This is a genomic window from Psychrobacter sp. ANT206 (assembly GCF_056880555.1).
In genome coordinates this window covers 2,503,751-2,525,727 of sequence record NZ_CP096271.1, presented here as the reverse complement: position 1 = coordinate 2,525,727, position 21,977 = coordinate 2,503,751, and the positions used below count along the sequence as shown (strand labels likewise).

Annotated in this window: 21 protein-coding genes; 11 read left to right on the top strand and 10 right to left on the bottom strand. The window is 41.7% G+C overall.

Going from position 1 to position 21,977, the window contains the following annotated elements:
* Nucleotides 1–4 precede the first annotated feature (4 nt).
* A complete protein-coding gene (locus tag M0221_RS10540) occupies nucleotides 5–499 on the top strand; it encodes a hypothetical protein (RefSeq protein ID WP_483283785.1) in 495 nt (164 codons plus the stop codon).
* A gap of 85 nt (nucleotides 500–584) precedes the next feature.
* A complete protein-coding gene (locus tag M0221_RS10535; RefSeq protein ID WP_041772309.1) occupies nucleotides 585–1,112 on the top strand; it encodes a cytochrome b in 528 nt (175 codons plus the stop codon).
* Between the two features lie 174 nt (nucleotides 1,113–1,286).
* Here M0221_RS10535 and minE read toward each other — a convergent pair whose 3' ends face one another.
* The 5 genes from minE to M0221_RS10510 form a co-directional block, all read right to left on the bottom strand.
* Complete coding sequence (gene minE / locus M0221_RS10530; protein WP_011514407.1) at nucleotides 1,287–1,574, bottom strand: cell division topological specificity factor MinE; 288 nt, start codon at nucleotides 1,572–1,574, stop codon at nucleotides 1,287–1,289.
* A 2-nt stretch (nucleotides 1,575–1,576) separates the two neighbouring features.
* Nucleotides 1,577–2,389, bottom strand: coding sequence for a septum site-determining protein MinD (gene minD, locus M0221_RS10525; RefSeq protein WP_011514406.1), 813 nt, complete (start codon nucleotides 2,387–2,389; stop codon nucleotides 1,577–1,579).
* Between the two features lie 338 nt (nucleotides 2,390–2,727).
* Nucleotides 2,728–3,600, bottom strand: coding sequence for a septum site-determining protein MinC (gene minC, locus M0221_RS10520; protein ID WP_483283784.1), 873 nt, complete (start codon nucleotides 3,598–3,600; stop codon nucleotides 2,728–2,730).
* Nucleotides 3,601–3,686: 86 nt separating this feature from the next.
* Nucleotides 3,687–4,802 carry a hypothetical protein gene (locus M0221_RS10515; RefSeq protein ID WP_483283783.1) on the bottom strand — a complete coding sequence of 372 codons (1,116 nt, stop codon included), beginning with the start codon at nucleotides 4,800–4,802 and terminating at the stop codon, nucleotides 3,687–3,689.
* A gap of 202 nt (nucleotides 4,803–5,004) precedes the next feature.
* Nucleotides 5,005–5,952, bottom strand: a complete 948-nt coding sequence (locus tag M0221_RS10510; protein WP_483283782.1) for an acyltransferase — start codon at nucleotides 5,950–5,952, stop codon at nucleotides 5,005–5,007.
* Between the two features lie 606 nt (nucleotides 5,953–6,558).
* Between M0221_RS10510 and M0221_RS10505 the strand changes: the two genes are divergently transcribed.
* From M0221_RS10505 to M0221_RS10475, 7 genes are all read left to right on the top strand, one after another.
* On the top strand, nucleotides 6,559–7,212 hold the full coding sequence (locus M0221_RS10505; RefSeq protein WP_011514402.1) for a YiaD family glycine zipper/OmpA-like lipoprotein: 654 nt from the start codon (nucleotides 6,559–6,561) through the stop codon (nucleotides 7,210–7,212).
* 313 nt (nucleotides 7,213–7,525) lie between these two features.
* Nucleotides 7,526–8,974, top strand: a complete 1,449-nt coding sequence (locus M0221_RS10500; protein WP_483283781.1) for an imelysin family protein — start codon at nucleotides 7,526–7,528, stop codon at nucleotides 8,972–8,974.
* 279 nt (nucleotides 8,975–9,253) lie between these two features.
* Complete coding sequence (locus M0221_RS10495; RefSeq protein ID WP_483283780.1) at nucleotides 9,254–10,927, top strand: di-heme oxidoreductase family protein; 1,674 nt, start codon at nucleotides 9,254–9,256, stop codon at nucleotides 10,925–10,927.
* A gap of 120 nt (nucleotides 10,928–11,047) precedes the next feature.
* Nucleotides 11,048–12,211: an imelysin family protein gene (locus M0221_RS10490; RefSeq protein WP_149409353.1), complete on the top strand. Its 1,164-nt coding sequence runs from the start codon at nucleotides 11,048–11,050 to the stop codon at nucleotides 12,209–12,211.
* Between the two features lie 3 nt (nucleotides 12,212–12,214).
* Nucleotides 12,215–13,792 (top strand): DUF1513 domain-containing protein, encoded by a 1,578-nt coding sequence (locus M0221_RS10485; protein ID WP_483283779.1) that lies wholly within the window; start codon nucleotides 12,215–12,217, stop codon nucleotides 13,790–13,792.
* A 1-nt stretch (nucleotide 13,793) separates the two neighbouring features.
* The gene (locus M0221_RS10480) at nucleotides 13,794–14,462 is read left to right on the top strand and encodes a M48 family metallopeptidase (RefSeq protein ID WP_483283778.1); all 669 of its coding nucleotides are present in this window, start codon (nucleotides 13,794–13,796) and stop codon (nucleotides 14,460–14,462) included.
* 106 nt (nucleotides 14,463–14,568) lie between these two features.
* Entirely contained in the window at nucleotides 14,569–15,174 is a 606-nt protein-coding gene (locus M0221_RS10475; protein WP_483283777.1) for a methyltransferase domain-containing protein, read from the top strand.
* Here M0221_RS10475 and M0221_RS10470 read toward each other — a convergent pair.
* Both M0221_RS10470 and M0221_RS10465 read right to left on the bottom strand, forming a co-directional pair.
* A complete protein-coding gene (locus M0221_RS10470) occupies nucleotides 15,152–15,823 on the bottom strand; it encodes an HD domain-containing protein (protein ID WP_483283776.1) in 672 nt (223 codons plus the stop codon). The two genes, M0221_RS10475 and M0221_RS10470, sit on opposite strands and share 23 nt — an antisense overlap.
* Before the next feature lie 45 nt (nucleotides 15,824–15,868).
* On the bottom strand, nucleotides 15,869–16,777 hold the full coding sequence (locus M0221_RS10465; protein ID WP_440825981.1) for a hydrogen peroxide-inducible genes activator: 909 nt from the start codon (nucleotides 16,775–16,777) through the stop codon (nucleotides 15,869–15,871).
* A gap of 277 nt (nucleotides 16,778–17,054) precedes the next feature.
* Here M0221_RS10465 and ahpC point away from each other — a divergent pair, with 277 nt between their 5' ends.
* Nucleotides 17,055–17,621, top strand: coding sequence for an alkyl hydroperoxide reductase subunit C (gene ahpC, locus M0221_RS10460; RefSeq protein ID WP_483283775.1), 567 nt, complete (start codon nucleotides 17,055–17,057; stop codon nucleotides 17,619–17,621).
* 157 nt (nucleotides 17,622–17,778) lie between these two features.
* On the opposite strand, the gene M0221_RS10455 is transcribed toward ahpC, so the two are convergent.
* Nucleotides 17,779–18,027 carry an HP1242/YdcH family protein gene (locus M0221_RS10455; RefSeq protein WP_011514392.1) on the bottom strand — a complete coding sequence of 83 codons (249 nt, stop codon included), beginning with the start codon at nucleotides 18,025–18,027 and terminating at the stop codon, nucleotides 17,779–17,781.
* 524 nt (nucleotides 18,028–18,551) lie between these two features.
* Between M0221_RS10455 and ahpF the strand changes: the two genes are divergently transcribed.
* Nucleotides 18,552–20,129, top strand: a complete 1,578-nt coding sequence (gene ahpF, locus M0221_RS10450; RefSeq protein ID WP_483283774.1) for an alkyl hydroperoxide reductase subunit F — start codon at nucleotides 18,552–18,554, stop codon at nucleotides 20,127–20,129.
* Nucleotides 20,130–20,215: 86 nt separating this feature from the next.
* Here the strand turns inward: ahpF and M0221_RS10445 are convergent, their stop codons facing one another.
* Nucleotides 20,216–20,956 carry a glutathione S-transferase family protein gene (locus M0221_RS10445; protein ID WP_483283773.1) on the bottom strand — a complete coding sequence of 247 codons (741 nt, stop codon included), beginning with the start codon at nucleotides 20,954–20,956 and terminating at the stop codon, nucleotides 20,216–20,218.
* A gap of 144 nt (nucleotides 20,957–21,100) precedes the next feature.
* Nucleotides 21,101–21,958: a bile acid:sodium symporter family protein gene (locus M0221_RS10440; protein ID WP_483283772.1), complete on the bottom strand. Its 858-nt coding sequence runs from the start codon at nucleotides 21,956–21,958 to the stop codon at nucleotides 21,101–21,103.
* Nucleotides 21,959–21,977: the final 19 nt, after the last annotated feature.

The following is a 21,977-nucleotide window of genomic DNA, read 5'->3' as shown; positions in this document are numbered from 1 at the left end:
ACAGATGTTAAAACATTCATTTGAGGCAGTAAGCTTATTGACCACCACTAATGGTATGCTCGATGTGACGATCATTCCAGCGCTTGATCAGCCGGATTGGCTTGTTCCTAGTGGTTTGATTTTGAGTATAGATGAGTACAGCGAATATACACAATTTTATGAGTGGCAACAGCAACAAATCGCTGTGTTCCATATGTTACCGAGCCATCAAACGCCAGATAAGATGGTTATATTGGAAGGAAATACATCAGCGCATCGTATTGCTTTGCAAACTTCAGGTGAGGTGCGTCAACTACAGGCGCGTATCTCTGATGTGAAAGATGTTGAGCTGCCTGAGCATTTTATCAAGTCAAATAGCAATATCGATACGGTTCATGAACGTGTACAAGAAGAGGTTGTGCTATCCTATCTTTTTCAGACGGTCATGATTGATAATATGCTATATTTGGTGCCAGATTTGGATAAAATTGCGCATCAATTGGTAGATTTAGACGACTAGTTTGCTCATTAGATAGTCACTGTCTATATCTATGCCTAAGCGCTTATTAAGCAATCAGTAGCGACAGAGGTAACACAGTAAATTTATGAATACTACTCATTCCAACCTAAAAAAATGGTCCTTTGCTAGTCGATTTTTTCACTGGATTAGCGCGATTTTATTGCTGATTACATGGACCATGATTTTTTTATATGACAACCTAGATAGCAATCTCTATATTGGGCTACATAAAGCCTTTGGGGTTAGCCTGTTATTTTGGATGATAGCACGAGTCATTAATCGCATCTTTACCAAAGCGCCACCAGCAGTATTGATGCCGAAATGGCAAATGCTGCTTTCCCGATTGTCGCATTTTGTACTTTATGCTCTGTTGATTGCGATGCCAATAGCAGGGTTAATGATGTCTTTGTATGGTGGCCGTCCGGTTGATATATTTGGTATATTTCAAATACCTGTACTAGTAACCCCAGATAGAGGGTTGGCTCGACTCTTTAATGACTGGCATGTAGATATCATTTGGCCAATGATTATCGCCTTTACTGTGCTTCATATCGGGGCGGCTTTGTATCATCAGTTTGTGAAAAAAGACAACCTCATAGCACGTATCAAGTAATAGACTTTTAATATCGTTACGACATATCAAAAATGCTGCTTATAGCACTTTTGTATTAAGAAATGGCATCTATTTCTTAATTTCCACAGTGTAAAATATACCCGTAAAAAAGCCCTGCGTATCATACACAGGGCTTTTTTTGATGATCAAAATAAATATGGGCTAACTATAAATTTACTTTTTATGCTCAGGTAAATTAATATTCATTTCAAGCACGTCCAAGCTATCTTCAGAACGATGATTGATATTGACATCATCAATCTGTACGCCATTGACATACTTATTGACCACTTCTAATATCTCACGTTTCATTTTTTCGATACGGTCTGCGGTCAAGCGATTGTTTAAGCGATTTTCACTTGCGACAATAACCTTTAAGCGCTCAGTTGCCATATTGGCACTGCCTGCATTGCTGTCGTCAGTACCAAATAAGCTACTCCAAAATCCTTTTTTCTTACTCATTATTAACCCCCAAACCAGCGCTGTAATAGACTCTTTTTCTTCACATCAATATGACGTAATGGACGTTCTTCTCCTAGGAAGCGAGCGACAATATCATCATAACATTGACCAGCAATAGAGTCGGTATAATGAATCACGGGCTCACCGTGGTTAGAAGCTTCCAGCACGGAATGGCTCTCAGGAACAACGCCCAGTAATGGAACTTTTAAGATGTCATTTGAGATGGTTTCAATATCCATCATCTCATTGGCTGCTGCGCGCTCTGCATTATAGCGTGTGATAATCAGATGCTCACGTACAGAACCTTGGTTTTCAGCCACTTTTTTCGTCTGGCTTTGCAAGATACCAATGATGCGATCTGAGTCACGTACTGATGAAATCTCAGGGTTGGTAACGATGATAGCTTCATCCGCATGATACATGGCGAGCTGCGCGCCGCGTTCGATACCTGCAGGTGAGTCGCAAATAATGTAATCGAATTGCTTAGAAAGCTCTTCCATAATCTCTGCCACACCGTCATCTGTTAACGCATCTTTATCGCGCGTTTGACTGGCAGGTAGAATGTAAAGATTTTCCAATTGCTTATCTTTGACAAGCGCTTGTGATAGGCGTGCATTGCCATTGATTACATCGACAAAGTCATAAACAATTCGATTTTCGCAGCCCATAATCAAGTCTAGATTACGCAAGCCTACATCAAAATCGATAACAACTGTCTTATAGCCACGTAATGCTAAACCGGCGGCAAAAGAAGCACTGGTCGTGGTTTTACCCACACCGCCTTTACCCGAAGTGATTACAACAATCTTCGCCACAATGGCACACTCCTATAAATTGATGAATTGATGAGATATATTATATATAAAGCATTATGCTTTCTGGTCGTCCATACGCTGTATATATACTCTCTGCGAGCGTAAGCCTAGCATAAATCTAGCAGAACTTATAGCAAGTCTCTATTAAAGCATACAAACGGCTAAGATATAAAATTAAGCGATTACCTAACTGATATATAAGGACGTAGGTGTGGTAAATAGTGGCAGAGCTAATAATTCATCATAGCGCAGTTTTGTTAAATAAACTTACTACAATATGAATTAAAAGGGTTTCTGACATATTTACTTTTTAACCTTAACAATATCTATATAAATGACTAGGGTTTAACGCCTTTATTAATCTGAGATTCATCAATGATCGTAAATACCAAACCTTGACCTTCTAAAAACCGCACTTCGACCGATTTATCAATCACATGCTCAGGCAGACTGTCGCGTAAGCAATAAGTACCGGCGACTGACACCAGAGAGGGGTTAAAAACTTGGCAAAAAATGCGTGCGTCTTTATCGCCCGTAGCACCTGCGACCAAGCGACCTTGAGCACGACCATAAACGTGCAAGTTATTATCAGTAATAGCTTCAGCACCACTATTGACACTGTTGGTCAAAATCAAATCGCCACCGACATGATTGAGACTTTGTCCTGAACGTAGCATTTGATCATAGATAAGACTGGTAATATGCTCAGTACTGATAAGAGTTTCTGCTGTTTCTACAGATAAATCAGCTTGCATTTCTGCGCTTGTTTGTAGCGCTTGCTGAGCACTCACGTTATCCGTCTTAGATTCACTATTATCAGTAGCAGCCGTTGTAGAATCAGCAACTTGGCTTAATTGCGTTACTGCTTTTTTACTGGGTAAAATGCGCTCAATACGCTTGCCATCTGCTGGAAATATTGCCAAGCGTAGCTCACGTGCTTGCGCGTCAAGTAGCCCCGTCACGACGCCGATAGGCTGTAAACCCCAATACCATAGCAACTCGACCAGTGCTGATAGATCTTGCTCAACCTCGCTATCAATCAACACAGGAATATGACTGCTCTTATTGCTCAATGTGGTTTCAAGTTGGCTTGCAATCGCCACAAAGTCATCGGTACTAAACTGTACCCGTGAAAAGGTCAGCATTTTGCCATAAAAGGCTAAAGCAGGTGTGGCTGACGAAGTGTCGGTATAGTTGTCGGCAATGGTCATAATCTACATCCTCAAAAGGTAATCGTAATGCTATATTCGTGGTGATATTTTTCTTATCAAATCATTATTTTAAAGCTTTAAAGATTCTATAATTTAAGCAAGTCTTGATGCTTCCACTGTTGAACTTTTATTTGCGCTTCAAATTCTGTCAGACCATCATCGATCATGCTAGCAATGAGATGGTCTAATGCCGGATTGTCTGTATCGATTTGAGCGATACCACTAGCGATAGCGACCATCAATGCGTCAAGGCGTTCGGTGTCAAGCAGACGCTCGTTGAGCGCATAAACCACATTTTCACCAATATTTTGCCCCACATGTTGTAGCTGTGATTCAATCAAGCTACCCGCAATAGGTATCATACGCAGATAGCGGCGCAATTCTGGCGTATTGGCAAGCCCATCTTGGATCGCATTGCCCACTTCACTAGCGATGATAGCGCCACCACCTGCTGACTCAGTTAGAGCTTGTAGTTTTGGTGTCATCTCTTTACGCAGTAGTGACAGTATAGCGGCTTCAATCTCATCACGATTGCGCGAGATGGTAGAGTCGATAAACGATTTTTGCATCTTCGGATCAGTAAGCTCCTGCCGAAAGGTCTGAATGGTCGTTAAAATAACTCGGTCAGACAACTCCTCTAATACTACATCGATATAGAAGTTTATTCTATTGATCCATGGCTGAGGCAATACTTGATAGCCTAGTTGATATAGGCGTCGTCCGATAATAACAACGCGAAATAATCGCAGCGCACGCAATTGCGGAAAACAGCCTAATACCTCGTACCAATGCACAAAAGGAAAAAAGAACCAGCGGTAATAGATTTTTTCTTTGATGGCAATCGCCCAGCGTAATAGCAGCTCTGCAATCAAAAACAAGGTAAAAAAGCCGCCCACGGTACGTAATGAGTCATGGATATTACTTTGATACCAGATTAATTGATTGGAAATTCCAAGCCAGTTTGCCGCGTCACTACTAAAACTACTCATCAAAATAGCATCAGTACTGATAACCAATAAATCAATACTGATGGCGATAATCATCACGATATCATAAGTAAGCTTTAAACGATTTGGTTTAGGACGATTTGGTCTTGAAGGCGGAGTCTCTGGTGACCCTGTTGGTGGCTCTGACCCTGCTAAGGACTGATTGAGCGTGGACGTTGACTCCATGGGCGGGCAAGTAGTGGAAGAGGCGGGCACAGTCAGTCCTTATAAGTAATAAATGGCAGCAGTCATGAGAAGTATTACAACAATCACAACAAAATCAACACAGCGTTCTAACGGTCATTCACATTATCAATGAATAATGCCAAAAAACAACCCATCGACCATTATAATTTGGTATTTTGCCATTTATATTCTTTCAAACAATCCTGTCATTTTAACTGCTCGAATTATCAACCTAAGGATTGGTTTCAAACTCAGCCAACATAGTGGTGATACGCTGATCTTTTTGTTGCCAAACATGCTCTACCCAATCAAACATTTGTGCTTTTATATCCTCATCGTTTTCATAGCCACCTTCTTTGATTCCAGAAAATAAATCATCAGGTATTTCAAGATAGCGCACATCAACGCCTAAGCGCTTGATATTGCCTTTCCACAAATCCCCGTAAGTTGGTACCCCATCAGGATAGACAATGGTCATATCTAAGATACCATCGATGTGTTCACCTAAAGCACTAATCGCCAGCGATAAACCGCCAGCTCTTGGTTTTAGCAGATGGGTATAAGGCGAGTTTTGCTTATTATGCTTTTCTTTGGTAAAGCGTGTGCCTTCTAAATAGTTCAGCAAGGTAAAAGGTTTGTCTTTTAATAACGCGCAAGCACGCTTTGCTTCTTCGATATCTTTACCTTTTAAAGCAGGGTTTTTGGCAACCGCTTCTTTAGAGTGACGACGCATCATCGGAAAATCTAAGAAATAAAAAGCCTGACCGACAATCGGGATATAAATCAGCTCAAATTTCGTAAAAAATCGCGTGAGGGGTAAGCGTTTTTCGCTAATGTATTGCACAATACTGGTATCAACCCAAGATTGATGGTTGCTGACGAGCAGATATTTGCCATGCACATGTACATCATCAGGTAGCATGATACGCCAATCTTTTCTTGGTAAGAGGTTTTTTATTAAGGCATTGTTACTGCTAATCCAGTGATTGGTAATTTTAATCACTGTTTGATCTGCAATAGGTGCGCCAGTGATAATCTTGCCCATACCCATCAACCATAAGGGAATACTACCACCAAAGCTATTGGCAGCAATGACACCCGTTGCCGTTGCTAGCGAAACCGCCTTGCCCAATTTAGGGGCACGCTGATGGAGTTTTTGCATGGTGGCATTTAAGCGCATGACCCATTCCTCTCTGTTAATTTTACAAATATATCAATAGTATGTTTTAAGTATTTCTAACACTGCATAGCCTCGAAGGCTTAGCTTGCAGGTAATAGGACAACACATAATAAGTCTTATTTTTACCCATTTTGACTTTGCTAGACTCTTGATAGTATAGTCATATTCACTTAGCCTACAAATACTTCTAACATTAATAGTTAACGGCAGCCTTATATAGATAAGGCTTTAATAAGTAAAGAGTCTTCTATGCAGAGTGATTTCACTTTTAGACTTTCGCACTGGCTGTTAATAAAAGAGCGTTTAAGTGATAAGACCCTTACTTTTATTCTTGTAATGTTGCTGAGTGATTTTAGCAGAAAAAAATAGAGTGTACGGCTGTAAACGTGACTTGCGATAGCAAATTATGCATTTAACAGAGTCGTATTTATCAACACTTATGCACTTCTCATACATAGATGTGACAAAATATTACACAGAATTAGAATGAGATTGCCATAATACTTTTAGTGTCGATAAACACCCAAACAATATAGTTAATGGCTAATTTGTCGTTAGCGTCTTTTATAAAAGTACGATTATTTTTTCAACTTAAGAGGACATATTATGCGTAATACATTAATGGTTGCAGCAATCGCTTCAGGTTTGGCTCTTACTGGCTGTGTCACTGATCCTAACACTGGACAACAACGTCTTAACAAGTCTGCTATCGGCGCTCTAGCTGGTGCTGCAGGTGGTGCGACTATCTCAAAAGCGACTGGTGGTGATAAAACTGGTCGTGATGCTGCTATTGGTGCTGCATTAGGTGCTGGCGTTGGTTACTATATGGAGCGTCAAGCTCGTCAGCTTGAGCAACAAATGGCTGGTACTGGCGTAACGGTTAAGCCAAACGCTAACGGTAACATTGATCTGGTTATGCCAGGTAGCATCACTTTCTCGTTTGATGATGCGACTTTGAACAACTCATTTAAGCCAACGCTTGATAAACTAGCTGCGACAATGAATGAGTATAACCAAAACACCATCACTATTGCTGGTCATACAGACAGCAAAGGTACTGATGCTTATAACATGAAGTTATCACGTGACCGTGCTTATGCAGTAGCGAACTACTTGAGTGCCCGTGGCGTAGCATCTAACCGTATCAATGTTGTTGCTTATGGTGAGTCACGTCCTGTTGCTGATAACAATAGCGAATTTGGTCGTCAACAGAACCGCCGTGTTGAGCTGACAGTTAACGCACCACAAAGCGTTCGTTAATTTTAAATGATTAGCTAATAGTTAATATCAAAAAAAGGTCAGCATAGAGCTGGCCTTTTTTTTGGCTTAAATTTTGTCTTTCATTAAGAAATTATATTTGATAATAGTTATCAATAACATTATAATTCCCATGCATTTATTTTGCGGATAGCTATTTTTTCAGTTTTCAATAGCAAACTGATCATTGCTATTATCTATAATCAAGCTGTTTCAATGCCCGATACAGTGCTGGTTTCGCCTATTTTCATTACTAGTATCGATGTGAAAGATTTATCTTATCTCTTCTTTATTTTGTAGCCCATCAAGGACATCTATGAATATCACGACAGTGACAAGCCGTAAAATCTTACCGACTACTTTAGCTGCTGCACTGACAGGGATATTGATGGTATCAGGTTGTAGCAAACAGTCTGATGAAAAAGCGACCACAGATGCACCAGTTGAAACCGCAGAGAAAACAGCTAGCAAAACTTCATCAGCTGCTGATAAAGCTCATATGGACCGCTTGCTTATCAGTTATGCGGATATGGCACGTGCTGCGTACAAAGATTCGTTAGAGATGGCAAAGCTTTTACAGGGCGCCGTCAATACTTATGTAGAAACACCAACGCAAGCAAATTTGGATGCTGCAAAAGCCGCTTATAAAGCCGCGCGCCAGCCATACTCACAGACTGAAGTATTTAGATTCGATGAAGGTTTTGTGACTGCCAACGACAATCGTAATATTGGTAGTACGGACAGCTGGGAGGGGCAGGTGAATGCTTGGCCTTTAGATGAAGCATTGATTGACTACGTAAGCGCTGACTATGAAGGCGAGTACAATAGTAAAGACAACATCATTAATAGCGATAGCATTAGCGTTGGTAGCCTCAAGCAAGATACCAGTACCATCACGCCTGAGCTACTCGCAGAGATGAATGAGATTGGCGGTAGTGAATCCAATGTGACCACAGGCTACCATGCTATTGAGTTTATGCTATGGGGTCAAGATACCAATGGCGTCGCTGAAGGTGCTGGCAACCGCCCGTTCAGTGATTATCTAACGACTGATGGTCAATGCACTAGCGGCGAGAGTGTCAATCCTGACGCTAGTATCTGTGAGCGCCGCGGACAGTATCTAAAAGCAGCAACTCAACTACTGGTTGATGATTTGACCGCGATGGAAGCGCAGTGGCAACCTGACAGTGAAAACACCTTGCGTAGCGACATGATGGCACGTAGGGATAGCAATAGTTTGCGCCAAATTATGTATCAAATGGGCAGCTTAGCACTTGGGGAGCTTGCCTCTCAGCGCATCCAAGTAGCGTTCGTCACTGGATCTACTGAAGATGAGCATGAGTGTTTTAGTGACTTGACACACTTAAGCTATGCCAATAATGCTCGCGGTATCCAGAATGTCTTTAATGGTAGCTACAAAACAGTCGCGGGCAAAACCGTAGGTGGTTATGGACTGAAAAACTATCTTATCGATACAGGAAATACCGAAGCTGCGGATAAGCTAGCGGCTGATTTTGCAAAAGTAGAAGCCGCCTTTAATGTCATTGTTGAAAAAGGTGAAAAAGAAAATATCAAGATTGATCAGATGATTGCCACTGTAGGACAGGCAAGTAAACAGGGTGTTTCTGCTGAAGAACAAAACAAGCGTCGCGGTTGGATTGAAACCAGTATCACAAGTCTGCAAGAGCTGACAGCTGGTATTGAAAATGCCGCAAAAGCCGTCGGTATTGACAATTTAGATGCAGATGCAGGTTCGCAGTTTTAATTGCTCACTAATCTACTGTTTTAACAGCAAGCATAGCAGTGATCGACATAGCATTGATCGATAATGCCTAATGAGTCGCTAACAGTGAATGAGACTTATTTTCATAAGAAAACAATATAGGTATAATAAACACGTTGTCAATTTTGCTTGGCAACGTGTTTTTTCATAGCGTATTAAAATAGCCAGATAAATCAGCGTGTCGCTGCCACTTATCGACTAGCAATAAAAAATTTTATAGCATGCGATTTTAATGGTTCTATACCAGAACTAAGGTACTCTATGCACGTCAAGAAAGGTTTTATCAGCAAACCACGCCCCATACTCCACTCTTCTCTTATATCCCAGTTTAAAACTGCATCTGTCGGCATGTGTGCGCTATTTACCTTATCACTGGTATTAGTAGGTGCCTTGTCACTCAGTGCCTGTCAGCCAGTCAAAGACACTGATGATAATGCAGTCAATAAAGACAGCTTGCAATCAGAAGTGTTGACTCCTGAACGCCTCAGAACCATCGAAACACTCGCTGGCGTACCTATGCAGCAGCTTGCAAGCTTTGATCCGCAAGAAATCAAGCAAGGCGGTGATACTGGGATTAGTATTACTAGTAGTGAGAGCTACTCTAAACCTTCATCGAACATTACCGCATCTCGCAAAGGCTCGTTCTTTATTGGTAATGCGTTTTTCCGTCAGCCGTGGGTAATTGCGCCTGCCAGTACGGATAGCCGTGATGGTCTTGGTGCGTTATTTAACGTCGCTGCCTGCCAGTCATGCCATGTCAAAGACGGTCGTGGTCATGCTCCTATGACTGCTGAGGACGATGCCGATAGTTTTCTGATTCGTTTGGCGATGCCAGCGACCACGGATAAACAGCGTCAGCAGTTAAAAGATTCACTTATTGAGAAAGTTGCTCATCCTATGTATGGTGGTCAATTGCAAGATCGCGGTATTCAAGGCGTCCCAGCAGAAGCAAGAATTGCCGTGCAGTGGACAGATAAACCAGTTACCTTTGCCGATGGACATATCGAAACCTTGCGCGCACCAACCTTTAACTTGACCAATCCGGGTTATGGTGCGTTTGATGATGATATGATGGTATCGCCACGTGTTGCTTTACCTATGATTGGGCTTGGGCTACTCGAACAAATACCCGATGCGGATATTAAAAAACAAGCGGCTAGCAATCATAAAAACAGCAATGATATTAAGGGTAAATTTAACTGGGTCATGGATCCACAAACGGGTAAAGTTGCCTTAGGTCGGTTTGGCTGGAAAGCAGGGCAAACCAAGCTGATTACTCAAAATCAAAGCGCCTTTAATGAAGACATGGGTTTAACTTCAAATATCCGCCCACATGAATCCTGCATGCCAACACAAACCGCTTGTAAGAATGCGATAACGGGCGCAGATGAGCAAGGCAATGGTAAGCCTGCGGTTGAAGTCAACGATGAAGTGGCAAAATTTGTAGAATTTTATACGCGCAATTTGGCAGTACCGCACCGCCGTAATGCAGAGGATAAGGTGGTATTAGCAGGCAAAAAACGCTTTTACGATATGGGCTGCCAAAGCTGTCATACGCCAAGATATCAGCTACCAAAAACCGCTGATGATCATCTTGAGCAGCATGGACAAGTGATTTATCCTTATACAGATCTGCTGTTACATGACATGGGTGATGAGCTTGCGGATCGCACCATCGCTGGCAAACTGCCGCCAAAAAATTGGCAAGTTGAGTTCTTAGCCAATTCTTATGAGTGGCGTACGCCCGCTTTATGGGGAGTTGGACTTGCCCAAACCGTTGATCCACAAGCGACGTTTTTACATGATGGACGTGCCCGCACACTGATGGAAGCAGTATTATGGCATGGCGGCGAAGCCAAAAAACAGCAGCAAAAAGTGCTGATGCTTGATAAACAAGGACGTACTGAATTGAGTGCGTTTTTACAGTCATTATAAGCGTCTGACTGTGTTTTTTTAATCTTTAAATGACAGATAGATAAGGTTATCCGCCTGACGGCTCTATCACTGCGATACTGATACTCGACGATAACGATTGATAATATTACTGAGAACTCTATGAAGATAAACCATGCGCTAGCAATGGCGCTCTCGGCATTAAGTGCTGGCATACTTATTAGCTGCGTCAAACCTGCTGATGACAATAAAGCGGCTGAAGTAGATAGCCAAGTTTCACAAGACAGTGCTGAGCCGAAAGCTGGCGAAAATGCTGCAGTTGATGGCAATACAGATAAGAATGTTGAAAAAATAGTCGCTGTCGATATCAATGCTGAGACTGAAAAAACCTATTTAACCCATGTAGCTAATGAGATTGTCATACCTGCTTATGCTGACGCGGCGAAACAAAGTGATTTGTTGCATGATTTGGCACAAAAACATTGTCAACAAGCGCCAGTCAGTGGTGATGAATTGCAAACGCTACGTGACCAGTGGCTAGTATTGGCACAAGCATGGGCAAGTGCTGAAATGGTCAACTTCGGTCCTGCGACCGCCAGTATGAGTAATCTTTATATCAATTATTACCCTGACGAGCGCGGTTTGGTACATAGCGGAGTGGCGGACCTTATCGCTGCCAATCCAAAACTGACCGCTGAACAACTTGCTAACGAAAGTGCCGTTGTCCAAGGTGTGCCCGGTTTAGAAGAGGTGCTTTATGCCAATGACAGCTTGGACGCTGGTCAGTGTGCGTATGTTATAAGCGCGAGTAGTGCGCTGAGCACACGCTTAAAAGCTATTGAGAAAAACTGGCAACAAAATGCGACTAAGCTATTAGCAATTGATAAAACTGCTGAAAGCGACCAAGGATTGAACCAATGGATTAATTCCCTACTGTCGTTGGTTGAGACGATGAAATCTAACGCCATTGATCAGCCATTAGGCTTGAGCGGTAAAGCCAAAGGTCATCTACCTGCAGCGACCGCAGAGCAAAGCCGCGCGATTATCAATGCAAAATTAGCGACTTTAAATAAAGCCATGACCGATCCGGTACTGACTGCTATCTTGGGCAGCAATAGTGAAAATAACGTGGCTGACAATCTATCGACTGCGCTCGCTGATACCACTACGTTATTGGCACAAATGCCAGAAGATTTAGCCACTGCTGATAAAGCCACGCAGCAAGAGCTGTATGATCATCTTACTAGCGTTACGCGCTTAATTAAGCGTCAATTGATTCCGGCACTTGGTCTCCGTGTCGGCTTTAACAGTAACGACGGTGATTAAATAATGGCTATTATCAAAGCGAGTCAAAAGGTCTCAGTGAATAAAAATCATAGGCAGTGGTATGCGCTAAAAGCAAAACCGTTTAGCCATGAGCTGCTGACAACCTCATTATTGACAGCGCTTGGTACGGCAACATTCGTCGGTATTCATCATCGTTATCGTAAGCAACGCCTAGTTGATGCTCGCCTGCAAGATTATGTGAGCGGTATTTATGCTCAATTGAATGCTGTGCAATCAGCTGCTACTGGTTCCAAGTCAACGCTTAGACGTTTGCGCTACGCCTGCAAGCAGGCAGCGTCAACGTGGCAACAAGCGTATCGTCTACTAATGGATGATAACCAGCCTAATAGCCGGGATTTGTCTGCGAATGATTTTAGGTCAATGCATACCACTACTATGCTGACTCACCCTGTATACTGGGTCAGTGGCGTGGCTTCTATGCCAAAAGACATCTCACTGCTAAGTGAGAGTGATGAAAACGATTTTGGTGTAGTCGGTATTGATGCTGATAGACAAATCGTTTGGCAAACGACCATGCCTGAACGTGTCCATGATATTGTCGTCCAACCTGCCTTTGATTCTCAAAACACCTTTGTTAATCACAACCAAAATCGTGACGTTGTGGTCATAGGTCGTCGTCCTAGTGAAAAATTCTGGGTGCTTGATACTGCGACAGGACAAGTGAAATTTGTGATCAACGCTGCAAACAACCGTCATTTTTATGGTCATGCTTGCTATAGCTCAGATGGCTCAAAGTTATACGTGACTGAAAATGACACGCTAATTTTAGACGGAAAAATCGGTGTTTATGATGTTAAAAATGGTTATCAAAAAATAGCAGAATTTGAATCGTATGGTATCGGTCCACATGAGCTCATTATGCATCCAGACGGTAAAACGTTGGTAATTGCTAATGGCGGTATTAAAACCGAGAGAGCATCGCGTGAAGAGCTTAATCTCGATACTATGTACCCATCATTGGTGTACCTAAACTGCCATAATGGTGATTTACTTGAACAAATTATGCCTGAGCATAATCAAATGAGTGTGCGTCATCTAGCCATGCACGATGATGGCACAGTGATGATAGGCATTCAGTTCCAAGGTGAAAAGCATATCAATGTGCCATTAGTATTGACGCATAAGCGCGGTGATATTGACTTTAAACCCCTTATTATGCCAAATAACCAATGGCAACGCTTCCACCAATATATCGCTAGCGTCGCGGTTGATAGTAAACGCAATTTACTATGTGTAACCACGCCAATGGGTGGCTGTGCAGCAATATTTGATTTAACGACTCGAGCTTTAATCAACTCTGTCAGTTTGCCAGATTGTGCAGGTGCTTCCGTTTATAGCCGTAATATATGCAGTGGTAACGATGTTGTTAAGACTAATATAGAGCAACAATCCGGTTTTATTGTTAGTGATGGGCAAGGTCAATTAACCAGATTAACTGTCAATGATTTAACAATATTAGACTCAGAACTAAAATCAGACGCTATCACCAAAAATCACAATATCGGCACAGATAGCAGACGCCATACAATGTCTTTTGATAATCATTTGCAAGCACTATGATATGAATGTGACACCTGAGTACCATAGTCCTTTGTTGCAAAACACTATTCAATGTTTGTCAGAGGCAAGCATTGAATTACAAATAAGCAAAAAGCGGGTTAAAAATATTAATTTTCGTTTAAAGCCACATAAGCTAATGGTGTCTGTACCATCGTTTATTAGCTCAGCACAAGTCGCACAGGCTATAGCGAAGCGTGTACCATGGGCGATAGAAAACCACCCACAAGTCTTAGAACAACATAAGCGGCAACAATTTCCTTCAAAGGAATCTTCAACGGCTGACAGCACCTTACTGTTGTGGGGTATAAAACAGTCGTTCACCTTAAACCACGATAAAAAAATTGCCTATTATCGGCAACATCTTTCTGAAGCAATGCCTGCATTATTTGCAAAATGGCAACCGATTGTCGGTGCGACAGCCAGTGAGATACGCCTAAAAAAGATGCATACGCGCTGGGGCAGTTGTAACACGCGTGCGCGCCGAATTTGGTTATCTGTGTATCTGCCTGCTTATCCTATTGAATGCACCGAATACGTCATCGTCCATGAGCTGTGTCATTTACATCATGCCAATCATAGCCGCGCCTTTTGGCAAACCGTAGCGACTGCGATGCCTGACTATCAGCATTGGCACGATATGCTAGCAGGTAAAGGTGGTCAGCTCGATTAGACATAATACTTAGGTGGTTTCAGTAATGTCGATAAGCCTGATATGATAAGACATAACGGTACGAATCGTGTCGTTTAAATAATAGATTTATCTACAGGGATGTCATATGGAAAACGTCAATCAAGCGCAGTTTTGGCAGCAGCGTTATGAAGAGGATAGTATCGGTTGGGATATGGGACAGGTGTCGCCGCCACTAAAAGCTTATATTGACCAGTTACCTGAAGCCGCTAAAAATCAGGCTGTTTTAGTGCCGGGTGCAGGTAATGCTTACGAGGTAAGTTATCTACATGAGCAAGGGTTTACCAATGTCACCTTGGTTGATTTTGCCCCTGCGCCGATTGCAGCGTTTGCTGAGCGTTATCCTGACTTTCCAGCTAAGCATCTAATCTGTGCCGACTTTTTTGAGTTATCGCCTGAGCAATATCAGTTTGATTGGGTGCTTGAGCAGACGTTTTTTTGTGCGATAAATCCATCACGCCGTGACGAGTATGTAGAGCAGATGGCAGCATTACTGAAACCGAATGGTAAGCTGATTGGTTTGCTATTTGACAAAGATTTTGGGCGAGATGAGCCGCCGTTTGGCGGTACAAAAGATGAATATCAGCAGCGTTTTGCGACTCATTTTAACATTGATATTATGGAGCCGAGTTACAATTCACACCCAGCACGGCAAGGCAGTGAGCTTTTTATCAAGATGCATGTAAAAGACTGATTTCACGCTTGATATTGTCTCGAGCTTGTACTTCGAACTGGTTATGATAATACGCTGTCAAATAAAGTACTGGGTGTGCGAGTAATTTCTGCAAGACTGTAATACGCCCAGTACGATAATCCTCGTTTGCTATATGGCGGTACTCTTGACGCACCGCTTGTGCGTAGACCTCATATTCAGACCAAGGCGTACCCAAAATACTTAAATCCATATCTAAGAGATAAGCCGCATCACTGACAGTATCTTTATCTAGACATTCATGCAGCTCATGAGTGGCTGTCATCATAATCAGTGCGTAGATATGTTGGCATTGCTCAGCACTCAGATATCCTTTTAATGCTTCTACCGCATATTCTGCACTTTTTAGTTCATTATCTGAGCGCCTTGGATCATAAATGACATCGTGATAATAGAGCGCCAAAGCAATGATATGCGGCTCATTCAAATGATGCTCAATCTGTTCGAACTGCGAAAATAATTGCTGAATATGCTGCAAGCTATGATAAGCACGCTGGGTTTCATCATAGCGCACGGCGATATCTTGCCAAAGCGCATTAACTTTCGCGGGCTTAATAGCATTATTAATAGCTATTAAATGCCACTCAAAAACCTTACCAAGCTCAGTCTCTATTTGTGACAATCCGTCCATATTCAACCTTCGTTTGATGATTGTCTATCATTTAGAAATTGTTACTTACTTCTTATTGGTAGTGTCTTCAAATGCCTGCTTAAACACTTTGCCAAGCAAATTGACATCATCGACACGGGCATAATTTAGACGGGTGACAAAGGCAATATGACGATGAGGGCCTTTTTCTGCCAGTGGCACAGCGACAGCATTTTGGTTCTGTAGATGCAGCTGGTCTAACGCCATTTCTGGCACTAACGTCGTACCCATATTAGCAAGTGCCATTTGAATAAGTGTGTTTAAGCTGGCATCTGAAAAGCTGGATTTCATCTGCGCACGGTCAAAATGGCAGACAGATAGCGTTTGGTCAGTCAAGCAATGCCCTTCGCCAAGTAACATGAGATTTGCCGTTGCCAGCTCATCAGCGTTGATCGTTTTGAGCTTGGCATGTACATCATTTTTTGGGAATACGGCAAAGAAGTCTTCGCTCCAAAACTCAAAACTATGTAAACCATCTACCGCATAAGGTAGGGCAATAATAGCGGTATCAATATGTCCATAACGCACTTGCTCAAGCAAGCGTTCTGTTTGTTGCTCAACGATGGTCATGCGAAATTCTGGATAGTGCTCACGCAGCGCAGGCAATACTTTTGGTAGCAGATAAGGTGCAATTGTTGGAATAATACCAACGGTCATAGGGTAGGCAAGGGGCGATTGATGGCTATGCGCGCGGGTGGTCAAGTCGTTGACTTCAGAAAACACCCGCTGCGCCCGTACCAAGATATCTTCACCGATAGGGGTGATCAAGACTTGTTTATTATTTCGCTCAAAAATCTGTGTATCAAGCTGTTTTTCCAACTCAGCGATACCCAAGCTCAGCGCTGATTGCGAGATATTACAATCTTCTGCTGCACGTTTAAAATGACGGTGTTTGGCGACGGCTAAGGCGAACTCAAGTTGACGTAAAGTAATCATAAAACCTCTCTATCAATGGGTTTGTAAGGCGATTTGTTTTACTTATTTATCTTGTGTACACTATCAATGTTCACTGATGTATAGATATAAAAAGTAGAGAGAATAGTTTAACAAGTTTAATAAAACAAAACATCACATTAAAAACTTTTAACTGGATTAACCATAGAATTCGCGTATAGTTTGTCAGGTAGCCCCGATAGTGTAAGGGTTAATAGATGCAAATCTATAAATAAATTTAAATTAATGAAACTTTAATCAATCAAAAAAGGAGCCACTCATGGCGTCTATCATCAATCAAGAAATCCCAGAATTTTCAACACAAGCGTTTTACAACGGTGAATTCAAAACCATCACCTCTGAAGACGTAAAAGGCAAGTGGTCGATTTTCATGTTTTACCCACACGACTTTACCTTTGTTTGCCCAACTGAACTTGAAGACATGGCAGACCATTACGAAGAGCTAAAAAAGTTAGGCGTAGAAGTGTACTCAGTATCAACGGATACGCATTTCACCCATAAAGCATGGCATGATTCTTCAGAAGCAATCTCCAAAATTCAGTACCCAATGATTGGTGATCCTACTGGTCGTATCACGCGTGGCTTTAACATTATGATTGAAGAAGAGCACCAAGCTGAGCGCGGTACATTCTTAGTAGATCCTGATGGCTTTATTCAAGTTGCTGAGATTCATGACCTCGGTATTGGCCGTAGTGCAAAAGATATGCTGCGTAAAGTAAAAGCGGCACAGTATGTTCGTGAAAACGACGGCGAAGTTTGCCCAGCCGCTTGGGAAGAGGGTCAAGAGACTTTAAAACCAAGTCTTGATCTAGTAGGTAAAATCTAAGCAACTATTGCTTGGATAGTATGACAGAAGGCAGTATCTGCTTATTCAGCATACTAAATAAAGTATAAAGAAACCCCATTAACTTATGCTAATGGGGTTTTTTCTTATCTAAATTTTATCATTTTTCATGATAGCTAATGGTCTAAATAGCTATTAGTTAGGCATGAGATCCTAATTTATTTTTATCGATTATTTTATAAATCTCATCTTTTAGATGCAGCTTGCGACGCTTCATCTGCTCGATTTCTTCTTCACGGCTAGCGTGCGTGACCATATCTTTATCAAGCTGATTGATTTGCTGGTCTAGCTGGGTATGCTCATCAAAGATAGTCGCAAAGTGACTGTCTTTTTGTTTAAGCTCAGCAATAATATCTTTGTTATCTTGCCATGTATCTGTCTTTCTCATCTTGTCATCCTTGTTATGAAGCGCAAGCTTGTATAAGCATCCGCGCATGGTCTTAAGATTGTTTTGATGGATTACTATAATTATGAGACTTAGATTTTATGGAACCGAACCGTTATTTAACTGAATAACGATGAGGCTTAATGCCAGCGAATCTACTTTTAAAAAGTATGTTTGATAAACAGATTTATCGAATACTTATAAAAGTAAATCTGCCATAACACGCATAGAATTCTTCTATCCGCTTCACTCGATTGTAGCGAAAAAAATACTTAGATACTATAGTTAGTATTGATTATCATTTAGAAGTAATTTTGAAATTAAATAAAAATATTGATTTATGATAGGTTTTATAAAACATAAGGTTTGAGTTTATCCGCTTGCTCAAAACTCTCAAACCTTTGATAATAGACGTATCAAAGGTTATATGCCGCGCATAAATAGCAGTATTGGCATATGACTCTTACTCATTTAAACGCGCAGCACTGATGCTGACGTTACATATTCGATAATAACAAGGAACAATTATGATAGACCAAAGCTTATTAGATGCAGTAAAGAGCTATAGCGTAAATATGACCCGCCCAATCAGCTTTGTCTTAGGTAATGGCGAGCATAGCAAGCGTGCTGAGTTGATTGATTTTTTGAGCAAAATCGCTGGTACGACAGATAAGATTAATTTTGACGCACAAGCTAACGATGACAGTTTGCCAAGCGCAATTAGTTTTGCTGTGCGTAGTCACATCGATGGTGCTTTGACGGATACAGGTATTGTCTTTAGTGGTATTCCAGGCGGTCATGAATTTACTTCGCTGATATTGGCAATTTTACAGGCTGGTGGTCATACCTTAAAACTTGACGAAGGCATTCAAAAGCTGATTAAACGCTTTAATAAGCCACTACAGTTTCAAACTTACGTGTCACTTTCTTGCCACAGCTGCCCAGAAGTTGTGCAAGCGCTAAACCAATTCGCGCTGCTAAACGATGACATCAGTAATGAGATGATCGATGGTGCACTATTCCAAGAGCAAGTAGAAGCGAATAATATCCAAGGCGTACCAGCAGTATTCTTAAACGGCAAGCCATTTGCTAATGGTCTGATCGACACGGCTAAATTGATTGAGAAGTTACAAGAGCAATTCCCTGATTTGTTAGCAGAAGCTGAAGATGATGCTGAACAGTTAGAGCAACAAGATGTGACGATTATTGGTGCAGGTCCTGCTGGGGTTGCTGCAGCAATTTATACCGCGCGTAAAGGCTTAAAAGTCACCATGGTGGCTGACCGTATCGGTGGGCAAGTAAAAGATACGCAAGATATTGAAAACTTAATCTCAGTACCTTTAACCACAGGTGGTGAGCTATCGGTGAATTTCGAAAAGCATTTGCGTGAATATAATATTACGCTTAAAGAGCACGTCAGTGTCAAAGAGATTAGTGAGACAGCTGATGAAAATTATCGCATTCATCTAAATACTGGTGAGACCTTTGAGACGCGCAGTATTATCTTGGCGACTGGTGCTCAGTGGCGTAAGCTTGGGGTCGCTGGCGAAGAAGAAAACATCGGTAAAGGCGTGGCTTTCTGTGCGCACTGTGATGGTCCATTCTTCAAAGGTAAAGATATTGCCGTCGTCGGTGGTGGTAACTCTGGTATCGAAGCGGCATTAGACCTTGCTGGTATCGTGAAGCATGTGACCGTGCTTGAGTTTGCTGATGATTTGAAAGCGGATCAGGTATTGATTAATAAAGCCAAAGAAAAGGCAAATATCGATATCATTACCAGTGCAGCGACCCAAGAAATTAAAGCGACTGATGGTAAAGTATCGTCTATCGTCTATCAAGATCGCAATAGCAGCGAGAATAAAGAGCTTGATGTTGCAGGGGTGTTTGTACAGATTGGCTTGATACCAAATACTGGGTTCGTTAAAGGCTTCGTCGATTTAAACCGCTTTGGTGAGATTGAAATTGATGAGCGCTGCCGTACGGATCGCAATGGTATCTTTGCTTGTGGTGATGTTACGACTGTACCCTTTAAGCAGATTAATATTGCGATGGGTGAAGGTAGTAAAGCGGCATTATCAGCGTTTGAATATTTGGTTATGCAGTAAGCCAGTCTTTAATATTTTCTAAAATAAAAAGCTCCGATATCCTAATAGGTATCGGAGCTTTGTTACTTATAGACGTTAAGTAAATGCTATTTAGCCAATATCCCTGCTACAGATAGTATCTCACCTGCCTCATCTTCTTCAATGATACGAGTTTCTTTAAGTGCTGACTTTTGCCATGCTTGGACATGGGGATTGTTTAGAAGAGTCTGGCAATATTGTTCAGTAAGCGGTGTTAAGATGATTCCTGAAGCCTTAGCATAGGTCTGCAGCCGTAAAACAACAGGAGCAAAAAATGCATCAGCGGCAGTAAAATCACCAAACAAATAGCTATCTGGTGATCTGTTTGTTAAACAATCTGCAAAGATATACTCAATACGGGCAATATCGGCTAAGCATGCTGCACTCGGACGTATTTTAGCAGTCGCTCGAATGTTCATTGGCATCTCACTACGGATACCTATTAGCCCTGAATGCATCTCAGCAATGATACTTTGACAATAAGCACTATTTATTCTGTTGCTATTATTACTCTCAGTATTAGATTTACTCAACCCTGTCCAAATATCTAAGTCTGTCAGATAATCATTGGCATGAATAGCAATCGCTAAAGTATCCCATATCGTAACTTTTTCATCACCTTGACCATAGATCAAAACCGGCACTTTTCTTGTTGGCGCATGTTCATTGAGAATGGGTGTCGCTGATGGATGAAACAGCTCAATCAGTTGCTCATCGAAGTCAATATTGAAAGCCTTGAGTAGTAGCCAAGCTCGCAATGACCATGATGAATAATTCTTATTACCGATGATGAGTAGCGGTTTTTTCATAATCATACTCTATAGTTTTTTAAAAAGTAGCACTTATATGCTACTTGAATTAAACGATTTTGTTATTTAGGTATTTCATTGTGCAAATGCCCATCCGATATAGACGGGCATAGCTTATAGTCTCATTAAGGCTTACTTATTCAATCAGTTTTTATTCCTAATCAGAAAAATAATCGGCAGTGTAATCACATACATTAGTACGCCATATAAGGCAGCAGGTAGGGCAATAACTGGCAATGTACTCACGCCCATAATAATAGGGGCTAAGGTAATCGCGGTCGTACTGTTTTGAATACTGGTTTCTATAGCGATGGTTTTGGTATCAAACCAGCTTAGCTGTAACGCCTTTGCCGTCAAAATACTGATGATAAATAAGGTGACAATAATCAGCACAAGCTCAAGTCCAATAGAAGCCAATTGCTCCTGTAATAGCTGCCAATTAGTAGCAATAGCAGCAAGGACGATTAAGACAAAAAAGACACTGGCTAAGCCATTTAAGATGCCGCTTCTACGCACCATAAAATCAGTGAATTTATAACGGGCGAGCATACCTATTGTCACTGGCAAGGTGGTCAATAAAAACATGACAACGCCGATTTTTACTGCACTGATAGAGCCTGCTTGGTCTTTCATAAAGTGATTGAAAGCCAAGGTGATTAAGATAGGCAGGGTCACCACTGATAATAGACTGACTACGCCCGTGAGCGCGACCGACAGTGCTACGTTACCCTTGGCGTAGTAGGTGAGCATATTACTGGTCACGCCGCCGGGGCAAAAGCTAATCAGCATTATACCAAAGGCGATGGCAGGTGGTGGCGACATCAGTAAGACGACTGCTAAAGCCACGAGTGGTACAAAGACAACTTGGTTAATCAACCCTATGAAGAATGCTTTGGGGTGACTTGCGATAACCTTAAAGTCACTGGGCTTAAGCCCTGTTCCTAAGGTAAACATAATATAAGCAAGGGCTAGTGGCAGCAGAGCTAATGCGGTATTACTCATGGAACATTCCTTGTAAAGT